The 16836-nt window shown below is 61.1% G+C and carries 15 protein-coding genes; 10 read left to right on the top strand and 5 right to left on the bottom strand.

The genetic code is table 11. The features are described 5' to 3' along the window. Positions 1-159: 159 nt before the first annotated feature. From N688_RS13625 to N688_RS13615, 3 genes are all read left to right on the top strand, one after another. The gene (locus tag N688_RS13625) at positions 160-1332 is read left to right on the top strand and encodes an aminotransferase class I/II-fold pyridoxal phosphate-dependent enzyme (protein ID WP_052889790.1); all 1173 of its coding nucleotides are present in this window, start codon (positions 160-162) and stop codon (positions 1330-1332) included. Between the two features lie 1516 nt (positions 1333-2848). Further along, a complete protein-coding gene (locus N688_RS13620; protein ID WP_052889789.1) occupies positions 2849-4633 on the top strand; it encodes a 2-oxoacid:acceptor oxidoreductase subunit alpha in 1785 nt (594 codons plus the stop codon). 2 nt (positions 4634-4635) lie between these two features. Next, positions 4636-5481 (top strand): 2-oxoacid:ferredoxin oxidoreductase subunit beta, encoded by an 846-nt coding sequence (locus N688_RS13615; RefSeq protein WP_202901923.1) that lies wholly within the window; start codon positions 4636-4638, stop codon positions 5479-5481. A 287-nt stretch (positions 5482-5768) separates the two neighbouring features. Here N688_RS13615 and N688_RS13610 read toward each other — a convergent pair whose 3' ends face one another. Together N688_RS13610 and N688_RS13605 are read right to left on the bottom strand one after the other, a co-directional pair. Next, complete coding sequence (locus N688_RS13610) at positions 5769-5990, bottom strand: hypothetical protein (protein ID WP_052889787.1); 222 nt, start codon at positions 5988-5990, stop codon at positions 5769-5771. Between the two features lie 622 nt (positions 5991-6612). After that, a complete protein-coding gene (locus N688_RS13605; RefSeq protein ID WP_052889786.1) occupies positions 6613-6858 on the bottom strand; it encodes a hypothetical protein in 246 nt (81 codons plus the stop codon). Between the two features lie 496 nt (positions 6859-7354). Here N688_RS13605 and N688_RS13600 point away from each other — a divergent pair, with 496 nt between their 5' ends. From N688_RS13600 to N688_RS22860, 7 genes are all read left to right on the top strand, one after another. Next, on the top strand, positions 7355-8353 hold the full coding sequence (locus N688_RS13600; RefSeq protein ID WP_052889785.1) for a hypothetical protein: 999 nt from the start codon (positions 7355-7357) through the stop codon (positions 8351-8353). Between the two features lie 127 nt (positions 8354-8480). After that, positions 8481-9077, top strand: coding sequence for an adenylyl-sulfate kinase (gene cysC / locus N688_RS13595; RefSeq protein ID WP_052889784.1), 597 nt, complete (start codon positions 8481-8483; stop codon positions 9075-9077). A gap of 166 nt (positions 9078-9243) precedes the next feature. Next, positions 9244-10428, top strand: coding sequence for a sulfate adenylyltransferase (gene sat, locus N688_RS13590; RefSeq protein WP_052889783.1), 1185 nt, complete (start codon positions 9244-9246; stop codon positions 10426-10428). Positions 10429-10511: 83 nt separating this feature from the next. Then, on the top strand, positions 10512-11012 hold the full coding sequence (locus tag N688_RS13585; protein ID WP_052889782.1) for a hypothetical protein: 501 nt from the start codon (positions 10512-10514) through the stop codon (positions 11010-11012). 112 nt (positions 11013-11124) lie between these two features. Further along, on the top strand, positions 11125-11952 hold the full coding sequence (locus N688_RS13580; protein WP_052889781.1) for a sulfite exporter TauE/SafE family protein: 828 nt from the start codon (positions 11125-11127) through the stop codon (positions 11950-11952). 316 nt (positions 11953-12268) lie between these two features. Next, positions 12269-13300 (top strand): zinc-binding dehydrogenase, encoded by a 1032-nt coding sequence (locus tag N688_RS13575; protein WP_052889780.1) that lies wholly within the window; start codon positions 12269-12271, stop codon positions 13298-13300. A 107-nt stretch (positions 13301-13407) separates the two neighbouring features. Beyond that, positions 13408-13581, top strand: coding sequence for a hypothetical protein (locus N688_RS22860; protein WP_156025419.1), 174 nt, complete (start codon positions 13408-13410; stop codon positions 13579-13581). Between the two features lie 196 nt (positions 13582-13777). On the opposite strand, the gene N688_RS13570 is transcribed toward N688_RS22860, so the two are convergent. The 3 genes from N688_RS13570 to recA all read right to left on the bottom strand — a co-directional run bounded on the left by N688_RS13570 (position 13778) and on the right by recA (position 16496). Then, positions 13778-14176, bottom strand: a complete 399-nt coding sequence (locus N688_RS13570; RefSeq protein ID WP_052889779.1) for a hypothetical protein — start codon at positions 14174-14176, stop codon at positions 13778-13780. Beyond that, the gene (locus tag N688_RS13565) at positions 14173-14934 is read right to left on the bottom strand and encodes a glucose 1-dehydrogenase (protein WP_052889778.1); all 762 of its coding nucleotides are present in this window, start codon (positions 14932-14934) and stop codon (positions 14173-14175) included. Before N688_RS13565 ends, N688_RS13570 begins: the two co-directional genes overlap by 4 nt. Before the next feature lie 449 nt (positions 14935-15383). Further along, the gene (gene recA / locus N688_RS13560; RefSeq protein ID WP_420341018.1) at positions 15384-16496 is read right to left on the bottom strand and encodes a recombinase RecA; all 1113 of its coding nucleotides are present in this window, start codon (positions 16494-16496) and stop codon (positions 15384-15386) included. Positions 16497-16836: the final 340 nt, after the last annotated feature.

Below are 16836 nucleotides of genomic sequence, written 5' to 3'. Positions count from 1 at the left end.
ACAGTGGAAACAGCAGAGGCAACAGGACGCTGACAGCGAAGGCACCTGCGGGATCATCCGCCTGGCAGATGATCCTGGCAGAGAGTGAGCAGGCAACCGCGGGCGTTGCTTGCCAGTTCTGGCCTCCATGTGTGCACAAGAAGGGATAGGCAGCTGATTATGGACACACTCAAACGCGAAGCGCTCTCACAGCGAGTGCGGGCCGTCAAACCCTCCGGCATTCGCAAATTCTTCGACATCATCAACAGCATGCCGGATGTGATCTCGCTCGGGGTAGGCGAGCCTGATTTTGTCACGCCGGAACATATTCGCCAGGCGGGCATTGAAGCCCTGAGACGTGGAGAGACGCACTACACGTCGAACTATGGAACCCTTGAATTGCGCGAAGAGATCGCTGCGATGTTGCAGCGTCGCTACGGTCTGCACTATGAGCCGCAGAGAGAGATCCTGATCACCGTAGGCGTCAGCGAAGGGGTTGATCTGGCGATGCGTGCGCTGGTTGATCCGGGCGATGAGGTGATCTCGCTTGACCCTGGCTACGTCGCCTACGAGGCGGCTATTCTCTTTGCGGGAGGCGTGGTCGTACCGGTTCCGACCTATGCGCGTTATGACTTTGCCGTACGGGCCGCTGAAATCGCGCCTTTGATCACGCCTCGCACCAAAGTAATTCTTCTTGGCAACCCCAACAATCCGACGGGGGCTGTCATTCCGCGGGCCGAGCTGGAAGGGATCGCGCGTCTGGCCCTGGAGCACGACCTCTACGTAGTTGTCGACGAAGTCTACAGTCGCCTGGTCTATGACACTGAGCATGTCTGCATGGCGTCGCTGCCGGGCATGCGTGAGCGCACCATCTTGCTCGATGGCTTCTCCAAAGCCTATGCGATGACAGGCTGGCGCGTTGGCTACGTAGCGGCTCCAGCCACCCTGCTAGAGGCCATGCTGAAAGTGCATCAATACGCCATTATGTGCGCCAGCACCGTTGCTCAGATCGCCGCTCTGGAGGCCCTGCGCCACGGTGAAGAAGATGTCCAGGTTATGCACGCCGAATACGCGCGGCGACGCCGGATGTTTGTCGACGGCCTGAACCGCATTGGCCTGCCGACCTGTGAGCCGCGCGGGGCCTTCTACGCTTTTTCCTGTGTGGCTCAGACCGGTATGCGTGACGAGGAATTTGCCGAAAAGCTCCTGCTAGAGGAGCGCGTTGCCGTCGTACCCGGTAGTTCCTTTGGGGCCTGTGGAGAGGGCTATGTGCGCTCTGCCTACTGCGCCGCTTATGATCAGCTAGAAGAGGCGCTACGGCGTATGGAGCGCTTCCTGAAGCGTCACCAGTAGGGGTGGGGTCGTACAGACCACGCCCCTCCTTTTTGGGGGCGTGTCCCCTGTCTGGGCGTTTCCTTGTGATAGTTCACCTTCTCTGCTTTCACCTGTTCCGCTCTCTTCTTCCTCCATCGTATCTTCATCCTCTCCTAGTAGCTGCGTGCAGGTGTTCAGGGAAGGCCAAAGAGGTCGCGGAGCTGGGCCCGGAGAGCGCTCACAATCTAAGGCCGCTGTCAGAGAAGAAGAGAGGGGGCGGCCCTCCTCATGGTCGGAATGGGAGAGCAGCCGGAGCAAGCCGGCTGCCAGACGGCAGCAAGCCAGAATGAAAGTGGGCCCACCTGGATTCGAACCAGGGACCAACCGGGTGAAGCCGACGACCGTGGCTCGCAACTGGCTTGCGAGCGATCGAGCCAGTGCTGAGCGAAGTCATCTCTTCCCGAACCGTGCGTGCGCCTTTCGGCGCACACGGCTCTCCAGGCGCTCTCTCGCCACAGACCGTGGCTGGGGAGCCACCGTCATGGTGAGCCAGAGCGCCCTGTGCCCCTTCCCCCTGTATCGGGCATTACCCCGATCGTTTGAGTACTATGGGCACTCCGTCACCAGAGGACACGGGTGGTGCCAGCGACCCTGGCGCTGGCGGGTAGGAAGCCCGCCCGTATCCTGGCAGGTGATCCCGCAGTTCCCTACCTGTCTCGGTCCGTACGTAGGTGCCCTTACGACGTGCCGGGCTACCAACCATCAGCCCGATGGGACCCTTGACGACCCTCATAACCACGGTCGTCAAATCGGGCAACGTGCGCAATCCTGCCATCGCACGGGTGGTTGAGCGGGCACATCTCGGGTTCGGAAGTCCCTCCTCACCATATACGGCCTCGCTGCACGGAGCGGGGTAAGCAGTTTTCCCCGAGCCGTACTTTTCTGGCCATGCTGCTGTCCCCTAACCCTTTCGGGATCGGGTCAGGCCAGGCTTTAACCACAGAGGTCCCAGTGGTGCTGCACTGCGCAGCAGAGACAGGTAGAGCACAGCGGCGCACTTATGAGCCGGCTGCTCTAACCGCTGAGCTATGGGCCCTTGCGTCCATTATTGTAACATACTTGGGATTCGCTGGGAAGAGGGAGAAGCCAGAAAAGTCCACAAGGCCCCGCGACATTTGGACCAGCATTGCCACGGATCGATACATCGTACGGTCCACATTGTGCTATAATATCGAAAGTGTAGAGACAGCAAAGGCTGGCTGCCCGTTCAAGGTATAAAGGTCAATGAATGAGAGGGGGCAAGCCAGGCCAAGCCAGTCAGCGACGAGTGCATTGGCGGATTCAGCAGTAAGCAGCAGCATCGTGAACACAGGAGTCGTGCCATCGGCAAAGCACCCTGTTTTGAGTGCAAGGCAGTCGAGCAGACGCAGACCGGAACGAGAGCAGAGAGCGATCGCTGTTAGTTGCGAGCACTCTGTGGAATCCCGGGAGCGCTTTTTAAGGCCGCGCCATTTCTGTGCACAGGGCGCGGTTGAATTTTTAGAGGGGGCATTCAATGGAGAATGAAGTGACGATTCGGATTGGTGGCGAGTCGGGCGAAGGGACCATCTCGGGCGGTGACATCCTGGCGCTCGCCTCCGCGCGCTGGGGCTATCACGTCTTCACCTTCCGCACCTTTCCGGCGGAGATTCTGGGCGGTCCCTGCCTGTTCCAGGTGCGTATCAGCGATCGCCCGGTGAAATCGATGGGGGACTATGCGGACGTCCTGATCTGTCTCAACAAAGAGGCCTACGACCGCAATATTGGCGATTTGCGCCGGGGGGGAGTACTGGTCTATGATCCTGGCGATTTTACGCCCGAGAGCGACGACTTCATCACCTATGCCGTGCCCTTCAATGAGCTAGCGCGCAAGGAAGTGCAGCTCTTTCAGACCAAGAACATGGTCATGCTAGGGGCCATAGCTGGCCTCTTCGGGCCACCGCTGGAGGCCCTGCTCCAGGTAGTCGAGTCCCGTCTTTCCAAATCCCGCAAGGCCAATCCCATCTTGATGGAGAAGAATCGCCTGGCGCTAGACGTCGCCTATCGCTATGTTCGTGAGAAGATCGAGAAGCGGGACCCTTACCAGCTTGGCCCTGTAGAGAAGGCCGATCGAGTTGTCCTCAACGGCAACCAGGCGGTCGTAGCGGGTGCCCTGGCGGCGGGCTGTGGCTTCTTCGCGGGCTATCCGATTACGCCGGCCAGCGATATCATGGAAGCGCTGGCCAAGGAGCTACCGCAGGTAGGAGGCGCCTTCCTGCAGGCGGAGGACGAGATGGCCGCCCTGGCGGCGGTCCTGGGGGCCTCCTTTGGAGGTGTGCGAGCCATGACGGCGACCTCGGGACCCGGTTTTTCCCTGATGACCGAGCTGATCGGGCTGGCTTCGATGGCTGAGCTACCAGCGGTCATTGTTGATGCCCAGCGTGCCGGCCCCAGCACGGGCATGCCTACCAAGATGGAGCAGGCCGACCTCAGCTTTGCCCTCTACGGCGGTCACGGCGACACCCCGCGCCTGATCGTGGCGCCAGCCAACGTCGCTGACTGTTACACTTTGATGGGTCTGGCCTTCAACATGGCTGACCGCTACCAGATGCCGGTCATTTTCCTCACGGATCAGTCGCTGACGGCCCGCGTCGAGAGCGTCGACCGCAGCGTCTTTCAGCCCTTTACCATCGAGGGCCGCCTTGAGTATGGCAAGGCGGCTAGCAACGGTGCCAATGGTGCCAATGGCGCCAGCAGCAATGGCAAGCACGAAGCGGCGGCAGCCCTGGCGGCCAGCTTCGCGCGCTATGCCTATACCGCCAGCGGCATCTCACCCATGACTGTCCCCGGCCCCGGGGCGATCCCCTACTCGGCCACCGGCCTGGAGCACGACGAGCATGGTCATCCCGACTATGAGCCGGAAGACCACACCGCCATGATGCAGAAGCGCTTTCGCAAGCTGGAGACAGCGGCCCAGGAGCTGCCACAGCCGGAGCCGTATGGGGACAGCAACGCTGAGATCGGGCTGATCGGCTGGGGATCAACCGAGGGGGCCATTCAGGAAGCGGTGGACCGCGCCCGCGCCAAGGGCTACAAGGTGGCCTCGCTGCACCTGCGCATTCTCTCGCCGTTGCCCGACCGCGCCCTTCGCAACTTCATCAGCTCGGTCAAGACAGTCATCGTGCCTGAGTGCAATTACTCGGGCCAGTTGGCCAATCTGCTCGGGGCCAGGTATGGCCTGCAGCCGATTCGTGTCAATAAATTCGGGGGCATTCCCTTCACCGCGGGCGAGATCCTGCGGGCCATTGAGGAGGTTTGTTAGCCGTGGTTCAGTCAACCACTCCAACGCTCACGCTCAAGGACTACAAGAGCGAGGTCAAGCCGACCTGGTGTCCGGGTTGCGGCGATTTTGGCGTGCTCAACGCGACGCTGCGCAGCATGGCCGCCCTCAAGCTGCCGGTCGATCAGACGGTGGTTGTCTCGGGTATTGGCTGCTCCAGCCGCTTCCCCCATTTTATTCGCACCTTCGGCTTTCATAGCGTGCACGGGCGCGCTCTCCCGGTCGCCCAGGGCCTGAAGATGGCCCGCCCTGACCTGACAGTGATTGCGGTGGGGGGCGATGGCGACTTCTTCAGCATCGGCGTGGGCCATCTGGTGCATGCCGCTCTGCGCAATATCGATATTACGGCCATCGTGATGGATAACGAGACCTATGGCCTGACGAAAGGGCAGACCTCGCCAACCTCCCCGCATGGCCACAAGACGAAGTCGTCGCCCTATGGCCTGCTGGCCTCGCAGTTTAACCCGGTCGCGACCGCCCTCTCGCTGAACGTGAGCTTCGTGGCCCGCGGCTACTCCGCTCGCCCCAAGGAGCTGGCGGCCCTGATCGAGCAGGCTACCCTGCATCGAGGTTTCTCCTTCGTGCATGTGCTTAGCCCCTGCCCAACCTTCTATAATACCTTCGATGCCTGGGATGCCGCTGTAGCGCCGTTGCCGGAGGAGCACGATCCGAGCAACCGGCTCAAAGCCCTGGGATATGCTCTCGACAGCGAGAAGCAGTATATCGGCCTCTTCTACCGCGAGGAGCGACCAACAATGGAAAGCGTGGCCCGTGAGGTCGTTGCACCTCGTGAGTTCCGCATCGAGGAATACATTCAGCGCTACGCCTAGCCTTGTCTCCCGCTCTGCCTGAGCTTGCTCGCTCCCGCTCCCAGCAGCGCGGAGAAGGATGGCCCGAGGACGCGCCGGCTCAAATTCTGCCAGGCGCGTCCTCTTTATCTGCAGTCCACTGAGGGTAAGGATGGGGAGCAAGGAGCAGGCGAAGGCTCCACGAAAAAGTGAGAGACCCTTCCCTGCCTGCGAACGGCGGACTGTGGTACTGTAAAGGGTGGACAAGACAGGCCAGGCCGGGCTAGCCTGGGTGGCCCTGAGGATGGCCCGAACGACTCGTTCGTTCGCTAGCGCGCGCTCAGACCAAACTGACCGGGAAACTGCAGCGAGTTCAGCACTGCCTGGATAAACTTCTCACCACAGGGACGACAGAAGAGGCCGCCGTCGTTGTGGTAGAGGCCGCCAATGGCTGTGAGCTGCCGCTCCGCTGGCTCACCACACCATTCACAGCGGCTGCCCCGAGGGGCCGAATCGCTAGAAACGGGCTGATGGAACTCATTCTTTGACATCGCTTGTCCTCCTGGACCGTGTCGGGCAGACACGTCACTGCTACGCATCGTTTCTGGCATGAAGGGGAAAAGGTGACAAGAAGCAGTAGATTATCGGACCGAAACAAAAGGGACGGACCCGTAGCGGTGGTCAGTGGCAGGTGGCGAACAGGGCCGGGGAAGCCGCCAGGATGGGCAGCGGAGGAGCCGCCACGGAGGCCACCACGGTACCAGAGCTACCACAGCGATCGATCGATCGATCGGTACCACAGTGATACGGAGCCGGTCAACGACGATACGCACTGTGCGTCATTGCCCGAGCGCTGGAGCGGCTTTGCTCAGCTTGCTGGCAAGGAAGGCGGTTCACTCACTGCCTGATGCCTCACCTCTGGTAGGCGCAGTGGAACCGAGAGATCCTTGTAGTTAGAAACAACTATACCACAAAATATCGCCAGGCGCCAGCCTCCCTGCTAGCCTGCTGCAGCCTGACCGCCTGGCGGTAACTGGTTTGCCCACTTGCCACCACGGCGAGACCTGAGTGAGCCTGTATGACTGCGGGCCGGGCCAGTCCGCCCTTCGCTTCGTGAGAGGAGAGACCAGGAGGTCAAGCAGATAAGCAGCGCTGGGCCGGAGGGCGACCCCATCAGGTCCGTGGCGGCTGCTCTTCTTCAAGAGCTGGAAAGCGCGAAGAGAGGCGATCACCGATAATCCAGCCCACTCCCCCCAGCACTACCGTCAGGCCAAACCAGATGGCCAGGTCCACATTGATATTCACGTTAAAGCTGGCCGCCAAAACTGCCGCGAGAATCAGGCCGAGCGTTAACCCAAGCGTCGTCCCCAGCAGGCAGCCAGGATGAGCGAGATTGCGACCCCGTAGCTTGTTCAACATCTTCCGTCTCTACGCCTGCCAATCTTTTGCAATCTTTTGATAGTCTGTTGATACTTTCCTCATAGCTCTCTGGTAGCCTCTCCGATGATAGCGCGTGTCTGGCGCAGCGTCAAGGTCCAGGCCCGGGCTGGCTCGCCGGCTGGGCCTGCTCTGCTCTAGCGGCCCTAGGGTTGACAAGGTGCGATCCTCTACAGTAGTATAGTAACAACGGATGTACTCGACATTGTTGATAGACAAAATCAACAAAGCGGGCAACGTAAAAGGTGGGGCGGAAGAACAAAGCGTGCGTGCGGCGATGGTGCCAGAGGGGACCGGACCGAGCCGGGTCAGGCCGGGCATTGGTTCGGTCCTCTTTGTGCCCATGCTCCGCCGGAGACGCTGATCGCGGTGGCCCGCCTGTGCTTGTTATGATCGGTCATCATGACGTCATGTTCACATGGTCCTTGCCCGAGAGAGACTTTGCTGAGCAGGGCCAGAAAGGGAGAGAAGCACGGTTATGAACCTTCTCGTCAGCTGCATCTCAACCAAACACTCGGCTCTCAAAAAGCATTGGGCCGACACGGGTCAGCAGCTTGCCTGTCCGTTGACGGTGCGTGGTAGTCTGCAGAAGCCCAACGAGGACCTGGGGGGGCTTCTCAGCCTGGTTGTTGATGGAAACATTGAGCGCACACTGCCGCTCAGCATGGCGGCGGGCCTGGTGCCCGCCGATGGGGGCGTTCTGGTCACCACCGCCACCAGCATTCACGAAGTCGATCCGCTGCTGCGCGAGCTGCGCCGTGACGTGATCTCGCTGCCCCTGTTCAACGCCTTGCATTCCATCTCGCGCAGCGCGCGCGGCTATCTGGTAGCCAGCACCGGTCTTGATCTCGTAGTAGAGGTCAGCCGCGAAGGTGAAGTTCTGTGGCAGTGGTGGGCCACCGATCACGGTTTCACCCATACTCCTACCGGGTCCCTGCGGCAGCTTGACAAGGCGCGTGACCATCGCCAAGAGAAATATGGCACTCTCAGTCAGACCACTCATGTCAACTCTGTCGCGGAGCATCCCACGGGGGCCATCTTAGCTTCGCTCTTCCATCAAGGGATGGTGATCGCCATCGATCGCCAGAGCGGTGAATGGCAGCCAGTGCTGGAGGGGCTGGATCATCCTCACTCGGTGCGCATCCTGGATGCCGAGCACTTCACCGTAGCCGATACCGTTGGTGGGCGGGCGCTGTTGGCCCGGCTGACTCATCCTAGAAGCAGGGCCAGCATCGAGGCTGTGGTTGATGCCGATACTGACTGGCTCCAGGACTGCAGCTATGAGCCGCGCTCGCAGACCTGGGTCTTGGTTGATGGGAAGCGGTCGCGTGTGGTTCTGCGTGCGGGCAGCAGCGGTACCGCCGAATTGACCGCCATCCAGTTCGATCCAGAGTGGCGCCTCTACGAGGCTCTCGTCCTGCAAGAGGTCGCCCGCGAGTCTCAGCCATCGCTCACAGGGGCCAGGACCCAGGCGTAGGAGGGCACGCCTGGCCTCCGGCCCGGTAGCAGTCTTTCCTGATCCGCAAGCAGAGACAGCGGTCACTCAGAGGCAACAATACGAAGAGCAAGAAGACGAACAAGAAAAAAGGAGAGAGCAGAGGCTCATGACAACGAATGGCAATAGCGGCTTTACACTCTGGTTTACCGGTCTCTCTGGTGCGGGCAAGAGCACCCTGGCCCGCGCAGTCGAGCAGCGCTTACGGGCGCGGGGGCGCAACGTCGAGGTGCTGGATGGCGACGAGGTACGCACCCATCTGAGCAAGGGTCTGGGTTTCAGTCGCGAGGACCGCGATACCAACATTAAGCGCATTGCCTTTGTCTGCAAGCTGCTGACGCGCAACGGCGTGATCTGTATTTCGGCGGCCATTTCGCCCTATCGCGAGGCGCGCGAATGGGCGCGGCGCGAGATCGGGCGCTTTGTCGAGATCTACGTCAAGTGTCCGCTGGAGGTCTGCCGTGCGCGCGACGTCAAGGGTCTCTACCGTCTCGTCGACGAGGGCAAGATCAAAAACTTCACTGGGGTTGATGATCCCTACGAGGAGCCGGAGCAGCCCGAGCTGGTCATTGAAACGGACCGCGAGGCGCTGGAGCAGAGCGTGGCGCGCATCTTTGCCCGCCTGGTCGAGCTGGGCTATCTGGAGCCAGAGTTTGCAGAAGAGGCGGTCCCGGTGGGGCGCTCCGGCGAGAGCCTGGCCTCTTAAGCCTTGACTGGGCAGCCAGCACTCCCCCTGGGAGCTGGCCCGGTCTGCTCCACTGGAAGGAGGGCAAAAGCAGAGATGGAGGCGGCTCCGGGCCGCTCAGGAAGAGAGCGACAACCCGTCTTGAGAGCGTAGCAGTAGAGAGCAAGCAGCAGGAGAAAAACGGCAGATGTCAGAGGATGGATTGATTGCCCCTCATGGGGGCGAGCTAGTTATCAACCTTGTTGACGAGAGCGAGAGCCAGGAGCTGAGCGAGCGGGCGCGCCGGCTGCCCCAGTTGCCCGTCGGGACCCGCGAGCTGGCGGACCTGGAAATGCTCGCTGTGGGAGCCTACAGTCCCCTGCGCGGCTTCATGACGCGGGCCGACTACGAGAGCGTCGTCGCAGAGATGCACCTCAGCAACGGCCTTCCCTGGACCATTCCTATTACCCTGGCCACCGATCCTGAGCGGGCCGCGCCCCTCAAAGAGGGCAGCGAGGTGGCTCTCGTTGATGAGCGTGGCCTGCCGCAGGCCATACTGACGCTTGAAGAAAAGTATCGCTATGACAAGCAGCGCGAGGCACAGCGCGTCTATCGCACCGATGATGAGGCACATCCCGGCGTCAAAGCCCTCTACCAGCAGGGCGACGTTCTCCTTGGGGGGCGCGTGCGTATCCTGACGTTGCCAGAGCAGACCTTCGCCGCTTATCGCTACACGCCGCAGCAGGCGCGGCGCCTTTTTCAAGAGCGTGGCTGGCGGCGCGTCGTCGGTTTTCAGACGCGCAATCCCGTTCATCGGGCCCATGAATATATTCAGAAATGCGCTCTCGAAATCGTCGATGGCCTCTATCTGCACCCCCTGGTCGGCGTTACCAAAGACGATGACATTCCCGCCGCTGTGCGCATGCGCTGCTACGAAGTGCTGCTAGAGCACTACTATCCTGCCGACCGTGTCATTCTCGGTGTGCTCCCGGCGGCCATGCGCTACGCTGGTCCACGTGAGGCGATCTTTCACGCCATTCTGCGCAAGAACTACGGCTGCTCTCACTTCATTGTGGGGCGTGACCATGCCGGCGTCGGCAACTATTATGGAACCTACGATGCCCATCACATCTTTGCCGAATTTGATGCGAAGCTGCTCGGCATCACGCCGCTCTTCTTTGACCATACCTTTTATTGCCGTGCCTGTGAGGGCATGGCCTCGACAAAAACCTGTCCTCATGACAGTAGCCAGCATGTTATTCTCAGCGGCACGAAAGTGCGCCAGATGCTGCGTGCTGGCCAGATGCCGCCGCACGAATTCACGCGGCCCGAAGTGGCGCGCATTCTGATCGAGGCCATGCGCGAGCGGAGCGAGGAAGGTGCCAGCCGCTAGCCCGCAGGCCGGCACCTGACAAGGGGGTGATCGAGCGGAGCAAGCGGTCAGGAGCCAGGAGCAAGGAGACGGAGGAAAGAGAGATGTTTGCAGCGAGATCGAACTCGGATGGAGATCGCAGGCTGCCATCGCTGCGGCGCTTTCTGACGCTAGAGATGGCCGTCCACGGTGCCCGCCTCATTCTGGCAGAGTTGGTACTGGCCACTGGTGGCTACACCGCCGCTGGCCTCTGGCTCCTCGGGCGGCTGACAGTGCGGCATCCGGCCCTCTCTCATTATCTGGTGCTGGCCGGCGCCAGCTTTTTCCTGGGGGTGGCCCTGAACGAGCTGGCCCTCCTGCTGTATGCGCTCCTCATTATGGGTCAGCGCTGGCGACAAGGTCAGGCGCCACTGGAGCAGCCAGGAAGTCAGCAGGCCTTACCGCAGCTTGCCCTTCTCTCGCTGCTTCCTCTGGCTCTGCCTCTTCTCATCTTCCATCAGGAGAGGCTGCGGGCCGCTCAGTCTGCTGCCAGGTTGATCGGTAGAGAAGACAAAGCGACAACCCTACAAGAGATCCCTGGGGCGCCGGGCGCCGGATCTTGCTGACGGGAAGCGAGATATCTTCTCTGTCAGGGTAGGGCAGGGTATCCAGCCAGCATAGTTCAGGCTATCCGTGGTATCGAGCGTTGGTTGAGTTACCTGTGTGGGAGGTATATTGATGGATTTTCGCATATCGCTTGCAGGGCTGATGGTCGGTTTCCTCATCGGCCTCACCGGTATGGGGGGAGGCTCGCTTCTGGCTCCCATCATGATCCTGCTCTTCCGTGTTCCCCCGTTATGGGCTGTGACCTCGGATGTGACCTACTCGGCCATTACCAAGGGCTTTGGCACCATCATCCATGCGCGTCAGCGTCAGATCGACTTTCGCGCCGCCCTCTGGCTGGCCTGTGGAAGTGTGCCCGCCATTCTTGTCAGCGTCTTGCTTGTGCAATACATTCGCGCCCACTACGGTCACCTGATCAATACCATTCTGCTCCATGCCATTGGCTACACGCTGGTGCTGGTTGCTGTCCTTTTGCTAGCGCGACCTTATCTCTTGCGCTATGCCGAGCGGAGAGCGCGCGAGCGCAAAAAGGCGGCCATAGAGGCGGGGCAAAGTGAAGGGAGCGAAGAAGCGGCAGGTCGTCCATCCTGGTACCGGCGGGTGCTCCTGATCCTGGCTGGGGCCTTTGTTGGCTTCCTGGTAGGACTCACCTCCGTTGGCAGCGGCACCCTGATTATCGTCACCCTGGCCTTCTTATATCCTGAATTGGGACCAAAGAAGCTCGTTGGCACCGACATCTTTCAGGCTTTTCTCCTCCTGCTAGCCGGCATGGTGGGCTATCTGAGCTCCGGCTCGATTAACTGGGAGATCGTTGGCCTGCTCCTGCTCGGCTCTCTGCCCGGCGTCTACATTGGCAGCAAGCTCAGTAAATTTATCCCCGATCAAGTGCTCAATCCTGTCCTGGCCATCGTCCTGGCCGTCTCAGGTTTAAAGCTGATCTAAAAAAGCGGGCGACAACCCTGCTGCAGACGACGTAGCGGAGAAAACCCAGAGGAGGGAGGCCCAGCGCCACTGCCGTGCCTCCCTCCCTCCCTCCCTCTCTCTCTGCGTCTCTGCGCTCCCCCTGGGGGCGAACAAAGCTGACAGACGGGCCAGCGTGCTGCCGGTCTTCCTCCAGGCGGGCTGGGAGCAGTTGCTGAGATTGGCAGAGCGGGCATTACCAGATGCGCACAATCTGGGCGAAAGCAAGAGAATGAGGTACAATACATCATAGCTTGCATACGTAGCAAATACCCATCTCTTGCCAACGGGAGGCAACATGAAAGCCGCAGTCTTTCACCAAACCGGTGGCCTGGAGGTCCTGCAAATCGAAGAAGTACCCTACCCGGTGCCCGGTCCCCAGGACGTCATTGTCAAAGTTCGGGCCTGCGGAGTGAATCATCTTGATCTGCACTCACGCCGTGGGAGAACCAGAGTAGCCCCGATGCCCCATATTTGTGGTTCGGAGATCGCTGGCGAGATTGACGCTCTGGGGGACGCCGTGAGCGGGCTGAGCGTAGGCCAGCGGGTGGCAGTGGCGCCGTACCTCTTCTGTGGCCGCTGCGAGTATTGTCGCTCGGGTGAAGAAGTGCTCTGTCTCAACAGTGACATCATTGGTCTGGCCAGTCAAGGAGGCTTTGCGGAATATGTGCGTGTGCCCGCCTCCAGCATCGTTCCCTTGCCAGAGGGCCTCGACTTCGTCTCTGCCGCGGCGGTGACCCTCTCGACCATCACCGCCTGGCACATGCTCACCAGCCGGGCCCCGCTGCAGCCGGGCCAGGATGTGCTCGTCCAGGCTGCTGGCAGCGGCGTTGGCAGCGCGGCCATTCAGATCGCCAAGCTCTGCGGAGCGCGGGTCATTGCCACCGCCAGCTCAGACGAGAAACTGGAGCGAGCGCGAGCTTTGGGGGCCGACGAGGTCATCAACTATCGGACGACAGACCTGGTGCAGGAGATCCGACGCCTCACCAATAAGCGGGGCGTCGATGTTGTCGTCGATCACATTGGCAAAGATACCTGGCAGCAAGACATCGCCTGCCTTGCGCGCAAGGGGCGCCTGGTGACCTGCGGCTCGACCAGCGGCGATGTGGCCGAAACGAATGTCTGGCTGCTTTTCATCAAAGAGATTGCTCTCATTGGTTCCTATGGAGGCACGCGCCACGACCTGGCCGAGGTGCTCAAGCTCGTGGTGCGCGGTCAGCTCAAACCAGTGGTGCATGGCACCTATCCCCTGAGCGCCATCGCCGAAGCCCAGCGCCTCATGGAGGAGCGCCAGCAATTTGGCAAGCTTGTCATCCTTCCCAACGATTGAGGAAGGAGCTGCGGCAGGGTGCCACAGGCGCGAGCGAGGACAGTGAGCAGTCCGATCCTCACCAGCCCAAAGAGAGAGAGGCAAGCAGAGCAGAAGGGAGCAGTGTCATGACACAGACAACAGGTGAGGCGAGCAGCCGCCCCATCGAAATCGTCGATCAGCCAGAGGAGGAGCAGCAGGACCAGCGGCTAACCATTATCCTGGTCCTGGCGGTCACGGTCATCAGTGCCCTGATCACCTTCCTCATTGTGCGCCGCTTGCTGGGCGAGCACGAAAGCTAAGGATAGCTTCTTGCCGGCCAGCCAGCCCATTGAGCAGCGGCCAGCGTGAGAGGACCCATAGAGGAAGCCTATCCAGAGGCACAGCGAGTGGGCAGCCCTGTCAGAAGGACCAGGTCAGCTGCCCACTGCGGCTCATATTTGTGAAGGAAGGGGCGTGAGGTGCCTTGAGGCGGACAGCATCCTGCCCTGGCCTGGCTCAGAAATCCTCATAGCCATGTTCCAGCAAAGGACGCAGCTCGCTCCCAGTTGAGAGGCCGAGAATGCGCGGGGCACGTACCAGGCGCAGGTGGCCGCGAGCCTGGATCAGATAGACGATCGCCGCGGACCGATAGTAGCGGCGGGCGATCAGCGCAGCGAGATCCTCCCAAGGCTGGTAGTGACCGCCGGGCAGCTCGATCAGCTGAATGACGCCCTCCCAGGGACGGGGACCGACATACTCGAAATAGACGCGTGTCCCAACTGCATAGGCCGGGCGAGGGAGGCGCTCGGGTTCCACCTCGGGTGGCCAGTCACAGGGCTGAAGGCCGCGGAAAGGCTGCCAGCTCTTCGCCTCCGGCAGCCAGCGCAGCGTTGGGAGAATCAGCTCCTCGCTCACTGAGCGCTGCGCCCTCCATCCACGGCCAGCACCTGGCCAGTGATATAGCTGGCCGCCTCGGAAGCCAGGAAGAGGACGACTGGAGCCAGCTCGCCCGGCTGTCCAATGCGGCCCATTGGCGTAGTACTCGCAATATAGCTCTCAGCCCGTTCCAGGACGGCCTCCGTCATCCGGGTGCGAAACATCCCGGGGGCCACCGCATTGACGCGCACCCCGCGTCCGCTCCACTCCACAGCCAGCGAGCGCGTCAGATTGATCACCGCCGCCTTGCTGGCGTTATAGCCCGCCGTTCGTAGCTGCTCGCCGCTCAGACCAGCGATCGAAGCCACATTAATGATCGAGCCTTTTTGGCGTTCCAGCATATGGCGCCCGACTGCCTGAGACATCAAGAACGTTCCTGTCACATTCGTCTCCAGCACCTGGCGCCAGCGCTCCAGGGGCATCTCCTCAGCGGGCGCACCCCAGGTTTGGCCGGCGTTATTGACCAGCACATCGATCTTCCCATAGAGGGCCAAACTCTGGCGGACCAGAGCTTCGACGGCCTCAGCCTCGGCTACGTTGCAGAGCTGGGCGGAGACCGTGATTCCCTGTTCCTTCAAGTGGCGCTCTGCCTCCGCGAGCCACTGCTCGCGACGGGCCGTAATGATCACCGTTGCGCCGGCCTGACCGAAGGCTTCAGCGATCTCCAGGCCGAGACCGCGGGAACCACCGGTAATCAGCGCCACCTCGCCGCTAAAGTCGAAGCGAACCTGTCCCATAGAGCCTCCTCGTCATACAAACTGCATACTGACTGGCTGGCTCTTCTCGCGCTTGCCTCTGCCCAAGAGGGCGGGCGTGGTCGGGCGACCAGCCAGTCGCAGAGAGCAGGGCCAGTTGAGCGGAACGGGCCGGCAGGAAGGCGGGCGAGCGACAAGCGCAATGGAGATAGGCAAGGTAAGAGCTGGTTGCCCAGTCTCTCAGTCTGCCTGCCTGCCTGCCAGGAACAGCAAAACGCGGACGGCCCCATCTGCTTTCGCCGCCCGCGCCACTCTGGTGCTGTGTGGTGAGAGAGCAGGCGAACCAGAACAGCAGACCAGGCCAGAGAGCCAGCCGCAAAGAGAGAACGGCGGCAGAGCGGTTGGCATGCATAGCTCTCGGGCTGAGGTCAGCCGACCGATCGAGCTGCTTCTCACCTCATCTTCCTCATGCACTCATCGCCGGGAGAGACTCAAAGCTCCTCCAGCGCCTCTGCCGGAGATTCATCGGCGTGGCCATCCTCCAGCGGCTCGGCCTCGCCGCCGCGGAACGACAGCATATTGCTGCGAATCTGCTCTTCCAGAGCCTGGGCCACATCCGTATTCTGGCGAAGGAACTCCTTCGCGTTCTCGCGGCCCTGACCGAGGCGGATATCGCCCACAGTGAACCAGGCGCCGCTCTTCTTCACCAGGCCCATCTCCAGGCCCAGGTCGAGCAGGCCGCCCTCGCGAGAAATACCCTCGCTATACATAATATCGAACTCAGCCACCTTAAAGGGAGGGGCCACCTTATTCTTCACCACGCGCACGCGGGTACGGCGACCGATCACTTCCTGGCCGACCTTAATCGTATCCGTTGAGCGGATATCCAGGCGGACCGAAGCATAGAACTTCAGCGCGCGGCCACCGGAAGTGGTTTCCGGGTTGCCGAACATCACACCCACCTTTTCGCGCAGCTGGTTCGTAAAGATGATTGCCGCGTTCGAATTCGTGATAGCCGACGTCAGCTTACGCATGGCCTGGCTCATCAGGCGGGCCTGGAGGCCGACGTGGGAATCGCCCATCTCGCCCTCGATCTCGGCGCGGGGAGTCAAAGCGGCCACCGAATCCACTACCACCACATCCACGGCTCCACTGCGGACCAGAGCGTCGAGAATCTCCAGGGCCTGCTCGCCCGAATCCGGCTGAGAGATCAAGAGATTGGTGATATCCACTCCGCAGCGAGCGGCGTAGGCTGGATCGAGCGAATGCTCCGCATCGATAAAAGCGGCATAGCCGCCGGCGCGCTGAGCATTTGCGATGATATGCAGGCAGAGCGTTGTCTTTCCCGAAGACTCCGGGCCATAGATCTCCGTAATGCGACCGCGAGGCACGCCGCCCACGCCGATTGCCAGATCGAGGGCAATCGACCCCGTGGGGATTGCCTCCACCTGAGCGTGAGCCGCTTCGCCCAGGCGCATAATGGCCCCTTTCCCAAAGCGACGCTCGATCTGCTGGACAGCCTGTTCAAGCGCGCGCTCCCGCTCACTGGCCGGGGCGCTACTATTCGTGCCCGAAGCGATGCTCATCTTCTCTTTCCTGGTCATCATAGTGCCACCTTTCGTGCTATATCCAACCACAAGCGGCCCGATGCCCCTGCCATGTGAGAGGTAATCGCGGGCAGCATCGAATGACCTCCTGCTGTTCTCGCTCTCACAGAATATCTTCCCTCGTGAGGGTCAGAAAGCGGAAGAGGCGGCTTCCTTCCCTCTTCGCTCTGAGCAATTGCTCTTGCTGTGCTGCTCGTATCCTCCTTCTCCACTGATCCCTGTTGACGTCTGCTAGTTCTGGCTCGTTCCAGGTTCGGGCGAGCTAGAAGAGAAAGAGCAAGGTCAGCATGAGTGTAGAACATCTGTCAAAGAAAGTCAACAAGCGAGCGGAACGGAA

Origin of the sequence: Thermogemmatispora carboxidivorans (assembly GCF_000702505.1) — a bacterium.
GTDB classification, from domain to species: Bacteria; Chloroflexota; Ktedonobacteria; order Ktedonobacterales; family Ktedonobacteraceae; genus Thermogemmatispora; species Thermogemmatispora carboxidivorans.
The sequence above is the reverse complement of the archived record's forward strand: the minus strand, read 5'-3'. Positions and strand labels throughout refer to the sequence as shown.